Consider the following 13,830-nt stretch of genomic DNA (forward strand, 5'->3'; position numbering starts at 1 on the left):
CATCATTTTTGCATCATTTCCGATCTGCCTCTTGACACCCGGATCTATTTGGATATCTTCAGAAACAATTCATTGATCCCTTCATAAAAGCCGATCGTCACAATCGTCGCCTCTTCCCCCATCCCCGGGAAGACATACTTCTTATAATAAGGTGTCACTTCCAGAAGCGGGTTGTCCGATTCATAGGCAACGGGACTCCCAAGTCCCATATATTTACTCCATTTTTCGATGATCTTGTCCGCGTCAATCTCTTCCCACAGCAGCGGTGTTCTCACATAGAACTCATAGAGCCTGCCGTCGTCCGCATCGATATAGGCGTCGATCAGACGGTTTTCCTTATTGGCATTTTTCTGACTGTTGGAAAGACTCATCTTCCAGACAGCGATATTATTTCTCGGCTCCAACACGTCGATGGCAGAATAAAGCACCGCGTTATAAGCGGCGGGTTCCACTTCCCGCACCTCCTCCGGCAGGATTCCCGCTTCTTTCAAAATACGCAGTCCGTCATTGCACGTCTCATAGATCTGTTCATCTGTGATCTCCCTGCCGGAAGGTCCCCGATAATTTACAACAAAGGCGTAGGACCCCTCCAGTTCCTCGTAATCCATCCCGACGCGGGTCATGGCATTTTGCTCACTCTCGGGAAGTGTCTGGCTGCTCAGACATCGGGAAAGGATATACAGCCTTTCATTGGCGTTGAGTTCATAGCGGTACCCGGCGCTCGCTTCCTCAATCGTCTCCGCATGAATCTGTCCGAGCGTACTCTTATCCCGGTATTTGGCCATGGACTCCGGTCCCCAGATAGACAGGGCCACGCAGACCGCCGTCAGAAGGAAAAATGCCGTTATCTTCGCCTTATACTTCATTTCGTTCCTTCCTCCTTCCCTTCTTTTGCGCCTGGGCGGCTGTCTGACCGGGAAGGACAAAGCTGAAGCAGGAACCCTTTCCGGCCTCGCTCTCTATCTCCAGCTCACTGTGATGAATCTTCAATATTTCCACGCAGAGCGCAAGGCCAAGCCCGGCCCCGTTTTTACTTCTGGCCCGGGATTTATCTACCATATAGAAGGCTTTCGTGATCTTGCGCAGTTCCTCCTGCGGAATGCCGATGCCATTGTCTCTGACTGCGAACCGGTAACCATTTTCGAGTGTCTGACCGCTGACCTCGATCTTCCCTCCCGGCTCCGATGCCTTGCGGGCGTTGTCGATCAGATTCACAAGCACCGTCTTGATCAGATTCATTTCCGCCAGAATCTCTCCCGGCTCGTATGTAAAGGTAAATACCGCTTCTTTGCTTCCCGCAAACATATCCTGCAGATATGCAAACATTGCCTCCGCCGATACGCTCTGAAGCTCCGCCTCATTTTTCCCGGCAACGATAATGTCGAGCAGGCGAAACGACATGGCCTCCAGACGTTTCCCCTCCGTATAAATATAATTTGCGGACATAAAGCTGTTCTCTTCGTCCAGTTTATGAGAACGCAGCATATCCGCATACCCGATAATGGCTGTCAGCGGTGTCTTCAGCTCATGGGCAAACGCACCCATAAACTCTTCTTTCGCCTCGATCTCCTCTTCCAGCCGTTCGATATTCCGTTCCAGCGCTTTCGCCATTTTATTAAAATCTCGTGTCAGCTGCCCGAGTTCGTCCCGGCTGACCTGTCTGGCCCGGTAAGAGTAATCCCCGGCCGCCATCCGCTTGGCCGCTTTCGTCAGCAGGCGGACCGGCTTTGTCATGAACGACGAGATAAAGTGCATGGCTATCGTACCGACGATCAGCATCACGAACATGACCTGCCGGTACAGGGAAAATCCCATCGCCCGCTCTGTGAACACTTCCGAGACATCCTTCATCATCTCCAGATAGAGAACTCTGTCCAGCGCCTTTACCGCAATTCCGGTATGAATATAGTACTTATCCCCTGAGCGGATGATCCGGTATGCCTTTTTCTCTTCCTCCATCTGCATCAGCAGTTCATCGTCCGCTGAAAATCCGTTGCCCGTATAGAGCACATTTTTCTGCTCGTCAGAGACGCGCAGCAGTCTGCCGCTCCCCCGGCCGCTCATCTCCAGATTGGAAGTGATCTCTTCCACCGTACTGTCCGGCAGTACGCTGTATTTGGCAGGCACACTCAAAGACGCTGTCTCGAAAGCGAAGCTGAGAATGCTGCTTTCATCCAGAGCCTGGCTCACTTCCCGTTCCAGAGACGTCTCAAATACATAATTCACAAGATAGAAGCCGGAAAACCCCAGCGCCAGCGCCATGACAATGATCATCCACAGCAGCAATTTCAGAGAAAATTTCATTGTGATACCTCTAAACGGTAACCGACCTTATACACCGCCACCAGGCAGCGCTCCCAGCCCAGCTTTCTTCGCAGACGCTGTACATGCAGATCCAGAGTCCGGCTGTCGCCCAGATACTCCTCTTCCCACACTTTCTCATACAGCGTCTCACGAAAGAGCGCCACATTTTTGTTTTTGATAAACAGTACAAGCAGGCCGAATTCTTTGTTCGTCAGTACAATGGGTTTCCCGGCCTTCGTCACTCTCCGGGCCTCCACATCCACCGTCACATCTCCGGCTGACAGCTTCTGTTCCGTCTTATTGTAACGACGCAGCACTGCCTCCACTCTTGCAACAAGCTCCACCACGTCAAACGGCTTCACAAGATAATCGTCCGCGCCCAGTTTCAGTCCCTTCACCCGGTCTTTCACCGCATGTTTGGCAGTGATAAAGATCACGGGAATTTCCAGCGGCCTGATATATTCCATAATGTCATAACCGTCCGCCCCCGGCAACATAATATCCAAAAGGATCAGATCATAGGTATTCTTCTCAATCAGATCCAGCGCCTCCAGTCCGTCCTGCACGGAAGTGCACTGATACCCGGCGGAAGACAGGTTGAGGTCGATCAGGTCGCAGATCGGTTTTTCATCGTCAACTATCAGTATCTTAATCATCTTCTGTTTTCTCTACTTTCCATCCCCAGTAAGCCCGCGCCTTCTCCACGAGCTTCTCCATCGTATCGTCATCGTTACAGCGGTATTTTGCCTTGATCTCCGTATCCGCAGAAAATGCTCCCGTCCGCTGATAGTAAATCGAATAATCGGTCTCCACGAGCATCTCGCCCTCGTCAGTCTCATAACTGTATTTTGCCAGTATGACAATGTCTTTCAGCCCGTCCCCGTCAATGTCCTGACAGTTAATCCCCTTGAGCGCATACAGATTATCATAATTTCCCATCGGCTGAAGGCTGGCGATAATATTCCCCTGCTCATTGGCAACATAGACCATAAAAATATCAAAACTGGCGATATGATAAATACCCGGCACGACTTTCAGCCGCCCCAGCTTACCAAATGTCCTCGTATAATATTGTTCCGGGATGATCTCCAGTCCCTGCGCAAGCAATTCATCCAGTGTGGAAGCCGTATATAGAAATTCCGTAGAATGGCCGTCTCTGACAAAAGCAATAATCAGTTCCGTGTTTTTGTTCATCCCGAACCGATTGATCTGATCCGAGATACGATAATCCTGGTAAAATCCTGTCTGCTGCCCGCTCTGGAACAATACATCACCTACCCGGTACGGTTTTCCGGCATACGGGCCGCCGTCGTTGACACAAGTCGTCAACAGCACGATGTCCATATACCCGTCTCTGTTCAAGTCCTCAAAGACGATCGCTGCAATGCTGCGCCCCGGCTGCTTCATCTGGCCCGGAAACCGGTTATTCGTCTCCAGTTGATCGGTCCGGTAAATAACAGTCCCGTCCTCCTGCGCAAAAAACAGCGCCAGACGTCCGTGCTGTTCGTCAAACGCCGGAATCATCGAGATCTCTCCGTATCCTTTCACCTCAATGGGAAATATCTGATCTTCCACCACGGTAAACCCGCACCCACCAATATCTCCGGTCTTTTCTATGGCGGCAAGGCGGCTTTTGTACTCCTCATAATCTGCCAGAACATTGTCATTTTCCGCCCGTACCGGAAGCGGAACAAGGAGACAGGCCGCCGCCAGCAAGACCGCCATTACCTTTCCTGCGTACTTCAAAATATCCCTTCTCTTTCCACCGGCCGCTTAAGCAAATCGGGCCGCGATCTCCTTCAGTCTGTCGGGGTATGCGCTGCGGAACTGTTCATAAGTCATGCCATGTTCCGACACCTCTCTGCCCAGTGCCACGAGAAATTCCGGAATATCTTCCTCCAGCAGATTGGCCAGATCGTTTCCGAACCGTTCCTCTCCGAATGCCGCGCAGCCGTCCTCATAGACGGCAAATGAAAATTTCGGCCCTTCCGGCGTCGGTTTCTTACCGCCCCGAAAACCGAGCGCGCCAATCTGATGCGCCGAGCAGGAGGACGGACAGCCGGAAATATGAATCTCCGGCAGTACGCCGTCTGCGAACCCCTCTTCCTTTACACGGGCAAGGCAGGCCGCCAGAAGTTCCTGTGATTTGCCGATTCCCACCTGGCAGGTGGCTGCCCCGATACAGGCGACAGATCGTTCAAACAACGTCTCCGCGCCGTCCGCTGTCAGCGCCAGCACCTGCTTCGCCTCATGCGCCGTCAGATTGATCACATACAACCCTTCCTGCGGTGTGATACGCACCACAACTTCTTCCATATCTCTGACCGCCTCATACAATTTCCTGAAAAAATCTGTGGACGGATTCCCGCCAAACGGGTGATAAAAGACCGCATACAATCCGTCCTGTTTCTGCTTAATAATGCGGCTGCCGCTGATCTCTCCATCGCCCTTTTTCGTAATAACCGGTGTCTGCACCTGAATATCCAGTCCGCCCTGTGCCAGATTCTTTTCCAGTTTCTCCGTAAATATTTTCTGAATGCCGTCAATACCCAGTGTATTCTGCAGATAGCGGGTCCTCGACACGGCCCGTTTCTCATACTCGCCATATTCGGTAAACAGATCGACCATCGAACGGATATAATACAATATCTTCGAAGGCTCTGCGCCTTCCGCTACCTTTACCCCCATCTTGGGATTGCTTCCAAGTCCCCCTGCCACATACACACTGAATGTGCCGCCGGCCTCCGCCACAAATCCCATGTCCCGAAATGTAGCATGTGTGTCATTTTTAACACCGTTCTCAAAACAAATCTTCAGCTTTCTCGGAAGCCTCACAGTCTTGATCAGTCCCAGCGCATAATCCGCCGCCTCTTTCGCATACGGCATCACGTCAAAGAACTCTCCCTCCTCGACACCCGAGAGAGGCGAACACATTACATTTCTCGGGAAATCGCCTCCGCCCCCTCTCGTGATGATACCATGATCAAACGCCTCTTCAATCAGCCCGCACACAGTCGCTTCCGTCAGGTCATGAAGCTGGACACTCTGACAAGTGCTCAGATGCACCCTGTCGATGCCGTGCCTTTCTATGCTGTCCGCAATAAATTTCAGATTTTCCCTGTCGACCTCCCCGCCGGTGAGACGCAGCCGGAGCATACTGCGCTCCCCGCCCCGCTGCGCATAACTGCCAAATCCTCCGGAAAATGACTTGTACTCGGGCACTGATACCTCTCCCGCATAAAATTTCCCCGTCATCTCACGAAACGCTTTCAGATCCTCCCGGAACTCTTCTCTATGATCGATTGCCATTGTTGTTTCCCTGCCTTTTCTTTTTTCAGATCATTGTCAAACACGATAGGAAGCCCTCTTACTTCCACGCATTGGCCATCTCATAGAAATGATAATACATTCCCTCTCTGGCCATCAATGCCTCGTGGTTTCCTTCCTCCACGATGCCCTCCTGTGTCAGCACCATGATCCTGTCGGAATTGCGGATACTGGACAGTCTGTGCGCAATCGTCAGCGTCGTCCTCCCTTTCGCCAGCTCGTCCAGAGAGCGGGCAACCGCATACTCACTCTCGTTGTCAAGCGCAGACGTCGCCTCGTCCAGAATGATCACCGGGGGATTTTTGAGAAATACCCGGGCGATGCTGATACGCTGTTTCTGTCCGCCCGACAGCTTCACGCCCCGCTCACCGACATAAGTATCATATCCATCTTTGAGCATATTTATAAATTCATCCGCGCCCGCCCGTTTCGCAGCCTCTCTGACCTCTTCCATGGACGCACCCGGTTTCCCGTAAGCAATGTTATCATAGACCGTACCGGAAAACAGATAGACGTCCTGCTGCACGACACCGATATTTCTGCGCAGACTTTTTAACGTAAACTGGCGGATATTTTTGCCGTCCAGTAAAATATCCCCCTCCGTCACATCATAAAACCGGGGAATCAGATTGCAGAGCGTCGTCTTACCGCCGCCCGACGGCCCGACAATCGCCACCTTTTCCCCTGCATATATCGTAAGATTCAGGTTGTGGAACACCTGATTGTGGTCATCCGGATATTCAAAACTGACGCCCCGAAACTCGATATTGCCGTACGCCTCTTCCAGTTCCACAGCATCCGGCTCATCAAAGATCTCGATGTCGGCATCCATGATCTGCAGAAACCGCTCGATTCCCGTCATCCCTCTCTGAAACTGCTCCGTAAACTCAATGATACGGCGTATCGTCGCCAGCAGTGTCGTCACATACAGGACATACGCCACCATGTCGCCGGGCAGGATCAGCCCGTTCATCAGAAAAAGACCGCCGCCGATCATAACCGCCAGATACATCAGCCCGTCAAAGATGCGGGTCGATGTGCTGAAATATCCCATGATCCGGTAAGTCTCTTTTTTGATTTTCAGAAATTCCTGATTGCCTTCCTCAAATCTGGCGTTCTCCATCTCCTCGTTGGCAAAGGCCTTTACAACCTTCTGCCCGAGCAGGCTGTCCTCGATTCTGGCGTTCAGTTCTCCGATCTGATTCCTCTGACGGGCAAAATTCCGTTTCACATAGCGGTTAATCTTCATGCAGACAACCGTCATCAGCGGCACAAACAAAAATACGAGCACAGTCAACAGCACATTGATGCGCGCCAGGATCACAAAGGAAACGCTGATCTTCAGACCGGCAATAAAAAATTCCTCCGGACAGTGATGGGCAAATTCTGTCACGTCAAACAGGTCGTTCGTAATGCGTCCCATGATCTGTCCGACTTTCGTATTATTGAAGTACGTATTCGACAGCTGCTGCAGATGTGCATAGGCGTCCCTGCGCATATCTGTCTCGATTCTCGCTCCCATCACATGGCCGATATTCGCCATATAATAATTGGCCACGGCATCCACAATACGCAGCACAAAATAGACTGCCGCAAACCCCAGGATCATCCGCACCGTGAGCAGGGCTATATCGGTCTGCGCCGTGTTCGTAATCCGTCGTATGAGCAGCGGCAGCACAATCTCACACACCGTTGTCAGGGCGGCGCAGAGCAGATCCACTGCCAGCGTGCCCCGATACGGCCTGAAATATGAGACAAATCTCCTTCCAAGCTCTTTTGTTGTATATTCTCTGTCCTTTGTCATTCCTGTTTCTTCAGTCTTTCTATCTCTCTTTGTAACTCGCTCAGTTTTTCCATCGCTTCGTCAAGTTCCTTCTGCTTACCTTCACTCGCCTCTTTTGCTCTCGCCTTTGCCGCCTCTTCTTCTATCTTTTTGCGCTCGAGATAACCGGTAACCATGGCTGGCTGTTCGATCGGCTCCCGGTCCTCAAAAAAGCTTGGATCGATGTCCACCCGATAGTCTTCCTCGCGCAGAATATAAGCCTTTCTCTCCATCTTTTTTCCCGCTTTTTGAGAATCGCCCGACTTATGTCCTTTTCTGCGCCCCGCTGTCCCCTCGCCATAATTGCCATGATAACCATCTTCTAATCTGCCATCCCCGCCGGCTTCATCTTCATACTCATCGCCGTCGTCATAGTCATCGGCTTCATAGTCCCCGCTGTCCTCAAAGTCCTCGGCTTCATAATCGCCGCCGTCTCCATCATCGTCATCCTCATAGTCGTCGGCTTCATAGTCTCCGTCGTCGTCATAGTCATCGGCTTCATAGTCCCCGTCGTCCTCATAGTCATCGGCTTCATAGTCCCCGTCGTCCTCATCGTCACCGCCCTTGCGGATTCCCTTCACCGTCAGAAAAAGCATCACGAGCACAACTACGATAATGCCACCGATCGCCGCCGTCTTCATCACAAAAGGGCTCTGATTCAGTCCACGATAGCCTTCCTCCGGTTCCCCGATGACCTCTTCCTCGCCCGGCTCCGCGGCCTCTTCCTGCACAATTTCGACAGTGTCCACATACTGACCGGACACATAACCGGTCCTGCCGCCGATCTCTACCTGATACCATCCGTTATCCGCCAGCCCGGTGATCTTGAGCACCACATCGTTGCTCACTTTGTCTATTGACTCATACTCTTTGCCCGGACCGGACCGGACATTTAACGAGCTGTCCGTTTTGATCGTCCCCTGCATGTTCATTTCTGTCACCTTGTAGTCTTCCTCCGCATACACAACACCTGAAAAAAGGAACACCGACAGAAGTATCGATGCCATAGCCATCTTTACCGCATATTTCACAGACAAAATGCCTGATTTCAACCTGTCTCTTTTCATGACGCAATACCTCCGTTTTATATTATATCATGTCCTTCGGACATGATAACCGATGCCATCCGGCTGTATAATATCTGCCGATATTATATTACATCCTTCGGACATGATAACCGATGCCATCCGGCTGTATAATATCTGCCGATATTATATTACATCCTTCGGACATGATAACCGATGCCATCCGGCTGTATAATATCTGCCGATATTATATTACATCCTTCGGACATGATAACCGATGCCATCCGGCTGTATAATATCTGCCGATATTATACAAAAATCTTTGGGCGCGGCGCGCGGCAAACGCGCAGCGAATGGATTTTTGAGTTTATTATACCATTTTATTCCAGCTTAAGAAGCAGAAAGAATAAAAATTTCATGATTTCTTAAGATTATATCGTCAGATCATGTTGCCTCTATTATCCTTCCATATTGCCTGAATTTTAACACAGATGAGGTAAAATAACAACGACAGTTCGATCTTCCTGAGTACAGATGCGAGAAAAGCGGTCACAGACAACTTGTCAGATCTTTGATCGGTTCACTCCCGTGTTGGCTGCGGATCATTGGCTGCCGTATATGTGTCAAGAAAATGATAGGTCTGTCCGTCTTTCTTATAGCCGATGACTTTATTCAGATTGACATTTTTTACACTGTTAAAAATATTCTGCTCAATGACATCGCTCTGTGCGCGCAGCTGCCGGATCAGCGCTTTCATCTCATCGCGCTTGGAGCCTGTCCCGCCCCCGCAGCTCGTACAGTTTTCCGTAAAGCGGCAGGCACACTGGATAAAATGCAGCCCGTTATAGTCCCGCCAAGCCTTCACTGCCTCTTCCCTGATCAGGTACATCGGCCGGATCAGCTCCATTCCCTCGAAGTTAAGGCTGTGCAGCTTGGGCATCATCGTTTCGATCTGTCCGCCATACAGCATCCCCATCAGAATTGTTTCAATCACATCGTCATAATGGTGTCCCAGCGCGATCTTATTGCAGCCAAGCGCCTTTGCATGATGATACAGATAGCCTCGGCGCATTCTCGCACACAGATAGCAGGGACTCTCTTCCACGTCTGCCACAATATCAAAAATTTCTGTATCAAAGACCGTCAGCGGGATACCGAGCAACTTTGCATTATTTTGAATGATCTGCCAGTTTTCTTTATGATACCCCGGATTCATCACCAGAAATACAAGATCAAAATTATTCCGTCCATGTTTTTTCAGTTCCTGGAACAGCTTTGCCATCAGCATGGAATCTTTGCCGCCGGATATACAGACCGCGATCCTGTCACCGTCCTCAATCAGTTCATATTCCCGTACTGCTTTCGTAAACCGGCACCATATATTTTTGCGATATTTTTTAATGATACTGCGCTCAGTCTCCCTGGTGCGCTCCAAAACTTCCGCTTCCCGCGCCAGTTCGCGCTGCTGCCGCAGCCGCACATAAGCGCGATAACCGCCCTCCACACTCATCGCCGCAATGCCCCGCATCGAAAGCCGCCGCGCCAGCTCGCCGCTTCTCGTGCCTGTATGACAGAGCAGATAAAGACAGGGGGCCTCAGGAAGGCGTCCGCTCTCCGTTTCACTCCCCAGTTCCAGTTCCCGCTCTATCTCCGGTCCCGGAACATTGACCGCTCCGGGGAAGCTGTCTCTCAAAAACTCGCTCTCCGGCCTGATGTCGATGATCGTTCTCTGCGTCTCTTCCAGCTGTTCCAGCTCATTTATAGTAATCACTGCAGTCGTTGCCATTTCTGTATCTGTTGCTATTACTGTATCCGTTGCCATCATTGCATCTGCTGTCATTGCTGTATCCGTTGTCATTGTTGTATTTGCTGTCATTTCTGTGTCCGCTGTCATCGTTGTATCCGTTACGACTCTTATTGTCATTGTCTGCCATCCCCTGTCCCTTTGTTTCTGTGTTGATTATAGTATGCGTCCCCACTCTTGGCAAGTCCATGCAGATCCCGGCAGATTCCCGCACTCTCACGCAGGCAGAATCTGTCTGCGCGCTTTCCGGCAAGCGGATAAACAGCAAAAGGCCCGGAAAGCCATGCGGCCCCGGACCTCTCATTTTCTGGCGGAACTAACTGCTTCACAGCCTCCGCATACATCGCGTCAATACAATTCTATTTCCTATGTTTCCTTACAGGAAAATATATTTGCATACGAACAAGACCGCCAGCACATACATCAACGGTGTGATTTTCTTTGCCTTACCACAGCAGAGATTGATAACGACATAGGAGATGACGCCGATCGCAATCCCTTCGGAAATGCTGTACATCAGCGGCATAGACAACAGACACAGATATGCGGGAATCGCCTCCGCCACATCGTCGAAAGAGATCTTAACGACAGCCGACAGCATCAGGAAGCCGACAAAGATCAGCGCCGGAGCCGTTGCAAAGCCCGGAACCGCCGTAAAAATCGGCGCAAAGAAGATCGCAACCAGAAACAGCAGTCCGGTCACGACGGAAGCCAGCCCGGTCCTTGCTCCCGCGCCGACACCGGCAGAGCTCTCCACAAATGTCGTCGTCGTGGAGGTTCCGAACACCGCGCCTACAGATGTGGCGATCGCATCCGCCAGCAATGCACTTTTAATCCTCGGCAGCTTTTCATTCTTATCGAGCATATCAGCCTTTGTGGCAACACCGATCAGCGTGCCGATCGTATCAAACATATCGACAAACAAAAACGCAAACACGATCACGATAAAATTGGTAACGCTCACGTTCGAATAGTCGCCCATAAAGCACTGTCCGAATGTCTTGCCAATCGCCGTAAAATCTGTCAGCGCAAACGTCGGATAGAGGGAATAAAATCCTGCCTCGGGCGTCACGACATACAGCCCTGTCGCCTGACAGATCATACCGAGAACCCAGGTAGCCACAATGCCGATCAAAATGGAGCCTTTTACTTTTTTCACATAGAGAACAGCCGTCAGGAGCAGGCCGAGCAGTGCAAGAATGGCACAGATTCCTTCCGTATGAAAGGTTCCGACAAAATCTACATAGGACAGCAAAGTAGAATCATTGTTCACTACCACATGTCCGTTCTGCAGTCCGATAAAGGCGATAAACAGACCGATACCGGCGCTGACGCCCTTTTTCAGCGTGCTGGGAATCGCATTAAAAATGGCCTCTCTCACGTTTGTCAAAGACAAGACGATAAAGATAAGGCCCTCAATAAATACAGCCATCAATGCCACCCGCCAGTCATATCCCCAGCCGATGCACACCGTAAATGCAAAATAAGCATTCAGTCCCATACCGGGAGCCAGTGCAAACGGATAGTTCGCCAGCAGGGCCATTGCCACCGTCCCCACAAAGGATGCCAGACAGGTAGCAATCAACACTGCTGTGGCATCCATACCTGCCGCTGAAAGGAGGCTCGGATTGACAGCCAGAATGTAAGCCATTGTCATAAAGGTAGTGATACCTGCTATGACTTCTGTCCTCACATTCGTTTGGTTTTCACTCAGTTTAAACAGTTTTTCCATTTTTTCTTCCTCACTTCGTATCGTAACGTTGATAATGACAATCTGTATCATAGCACACTTATCCGGCGTCTGCAACGAAAAGTGCGGCAGGCCAGGTTCAGTTCCTCTGAAAGAGCGGGCAGACGGACGCAAGTGCAGTTCTTAAGGCAGGCAGTCACCGTCCGCCACACCGCGAAAAATAATTGCACTATTTTACGGCCTATGCTAAGATTAGTTGGAAAATCAGTCGGATCAACAACTGGAGGAGAAAATTATGAGTGAAAAAACAAAGATTCCCTACAAAATTTATCTGGATGAAAACGAGCTTCCTACCGCATGGTACAATCTGCGCGCCGACATGAAACATAAACCTGCACCGCTCTTAAATCCGGGCACCTTACAGCCGATGACGGCTGACGAGCTCAGGGGCGTGTTCTGCGACGAACTGATTGCCCAGGAGCTGGACAACACGAATGCTTATATCCCGATTCCGGAAGAAATTCAGAATTTTTATAAAATGTATCGTCCCTCGCCCCTCGTAAGGGCTTACTGTCTGGAAGAAAAACTACAGACACCGGCCAGGATCTATTATAAATTTGAGGGCAATAACACAAGCGGCAGCCATAAGCTGAACTCTGCCATCGCGCAGGCTTATTATGCAAAAAAGCAGGGGCTCAAGGGCGTCACCACCGAGACCGGAGCCGGTCAGTGGGGCACCGCTCTCTCCATGGCGTGTTCTTATTTCGGGCTCGACTGTCTCGTATACATGGTCAAAGTTTCCTATGAGCAGAAACCGTTCCGCCGCGAAGTCATGCGCACCTATGGCGCCACTGTCACACCGTCCCCGAGCACGACGACGGAGATCGGCAAAAAGATACTGGCCGAGCATCCGGGTACGACCGGGAGTCTCGGCTGCGCTATCTCCGAAGCCGTAGAGGCGGAGACATCCCGTGAAGGCTACCGTTACGTGCTGGGCAGCGTGCTCAATCAGGTATTGCTCCATCAGACCATCATTGGACTGGAGACGAAAGCAGCGCTTGACAAATATGACATCACTCCCGATATTATCATCGGTTGTGCCGGCGGCGGCTCCAATCTGGGCGGCCTGATCTCTCCTTTCGCAGGCGAGATTCTCCGCGGCGAGAAAGATTACCGGATCATTGCCGTGGAACCCGCTTCCTGCCCCAGCTTCACAAGAGGCGTGTTCGCCTATGATTTCTGTGATACCGGAAAGGTGTGTCCGCTTGCAAAGATGTATACGCTCGGCAGCGGCTTTATCCCCTCGGCCAACCATGCAGGCGGCCTGCGCTATCACGGCATGAGTCCGATCCTCTCCCAGCTTTATCATGACGGTATCATGGAAGCTGTCAGTGTGGAACAGACGGCCGTATTCGATGCGGCAACCCAGTTTGCCAGAGTGGAAGGCATTCTGCCCGCACCGGAGAGCAGCCATGCAATCCGCATCGCCATTGATGAAGCGCTCAAATGCAAGGAGACGGGTGAGGAGAAGACAATCGTTTTCGGCCTTACGGGCACCGGCTATTTTGATATGGTGGCTTATGAGAAATATAACAATGGCGAGATGGCCGACTATATTCCGACCGATGATGAATTAAAACCGGGCTTTGACGGTATCCCTAAATTCCCGGGAAATGAATTTTAATTTTCTGACAACTGCTTATACAGAGCCGGAACATAAAAAAGAATCCTGCAAGGCAGGATTCTCCGCCTGCGGCGGGTCGCGACAGCGACATACTCCCCCCCCTCCGCCGCAGTGCGATAATCATTTTTTTACCATATGGGAAATTCGGAGAACTTTCCTATATGGTAAAAAAGA

The 13,830-nt window shown here is 50.9% G+C and carries 11 protein-coding genes; 1 reads left to right on the plus strand and 10 read right to left on the minus strand.

Annotation, left to right across the window (positions count from 1 at the left end; genetic code table 11):
- Positions 1-44: 44 nt before the first annotated feature.
- From V1224_12245 to V1224_12290, 10 genes are all read right to left on the minus strand, one after another.
- Entirely contained in the window at positions 45-866 is an 822-nt protein-coding gene (locus V1224_12245) for a hypothetical protein (GenBank protein ID WWR15237.1), read from the minus strand.
- The gene (locus V1224_12250) at positions 856-2,304 is read right to left on the minus strand and encodes a HAMP domain-containing sensor histidine kinase (GenBank protein ID WWR15238.1); all 1,449 of its coding nucleotides are present in this window, start codon (positions 2,302-2,304) and stop codon (positions 856-858) included. The genes V1224_12245 and V1224_12250 overlap by 11 nt, the downstream gene beginning before the upstream one ends.
- Complete coding sequence (locus V1224_12255; protein ID WWR15239.1) at positions 2,301-2,960, minus strand: response regulator transcription factor; 660 nt, start codon at positions 2,958-2,960, stop codon at positions 2,301-2,303. Before V1224_12255 ends, V1224_12250 begins: the two co-directional genes overlap by 4 nt.
- The gene (locus V1224_12260) at positions 2,953-4,050 is read right to left on the minus strand and encodes a VCBS repeat-containing protein (protein ID WWR15240.1); all 1,098 of its coding nucleotides are present in this window, start codon (positions 4,048-4,050) and stop codon (positions 2,953-2,955) included. The genes V1224_12255 and V1224_12260 overlap by 8 nt, the downstream gene beginning before the upstream one ends.
- Positions 4,051-4,077: 27 nt before the next feature.
- On the minus strand, positions 4,078-5,613 hold the full coding sequence (locus V1224_12265) for a nitrite/sulfite reductase (GenBank protein ID WWR15241.1): 1,536 nt from the start codon (positions 5,611-5,613) through the stop codon (positions 4,078-4,080).
- A gap of 58 nt (positions 5,614-5,671) precedes the next feature.
- On the minus strand, positions 5,672-7,435 hold the full coding sequence (locus tag V1224_12270) for an ABC transporter ATP-binding protein (GenBank protein ID WWR15242.1): 1,764 nt from the start codon (positions 7,433-7,435) through the stop codon (positions 5,672-5,674).
- Positions 7,432-8,520, minus strand: a complete 1,089-nt coding sequence (locus tag V1224_12275; GenBank protein WWR15243.1) for an SH3 domain-containing protein — start codon at positions 8,518-8,520, stop codon at positions 7,432-7,434. The genes V1224_12270 and V1224_12275 overlap by 4 nt, the downstream gene beginning before the upstream one ends.
- Before the next feature lie 538 nt (positions 8,521-9,058).
- Positions 9,059-10,264, minus strand: a complete 1,206-nt coding sequence (locus V1224_12280) for an ATP-binding protein (GenBank protein WWR17482.1) — start codon at positions 10,262-10,264, stop codon at positions 9,059-9,061.
- A 134-nt stretch (positions 10,265-10,398) separates the two neighbouring features.
- Complete coding sequence (locus V1224_12285; GenBank protein WWR15244.1) at positions 10,399-10,611, minus strand: hypothetical protein; 213 nt, start codon at positions 10,609-10,611, stop codon at positions 10,399-10,401.
- A 47-nt stretch (positions 10,612-10,658) separates the two neighbouring features.
- Entirely contained in the window at positions 10,659-12,065 is a 1,407-nt protein-coding gene (locus V1224_12290; GenBank protein WWR15245.1) for an NCS2 family permease, read from the minus strand.
- A 202-nt stretch (positions 12,066-12,267) separates the two neighbouring features.
- Between V1224_12290 and V1224_12295 the strand changes: the two genes are divergently transcribed.
- On the plus strand, positions 12,268-13,656 hold the full coding sequence (locus V1224_12295; GenBank protein ID WWR15246.1) for a TrpB-like pyridoxal phosphate-dependent enzyme: 1,389 nt from the start codon (positions 12,268-12,270) through the stop codon (positions 13,654-13,656).
- Positions 13,657-13,830 lie beyond the last annotated feature (174 nt).

The sequence above is a fragment of the Lachnospiraceae bacterium JLR.KK008 genome, from assembly GCA_037015955.1.
Classification (GTDB): domain Bacteria; phylum Bacillota; class Clostridia; order Lachnospirales; family Lachnospiraceae; genus VSOB01.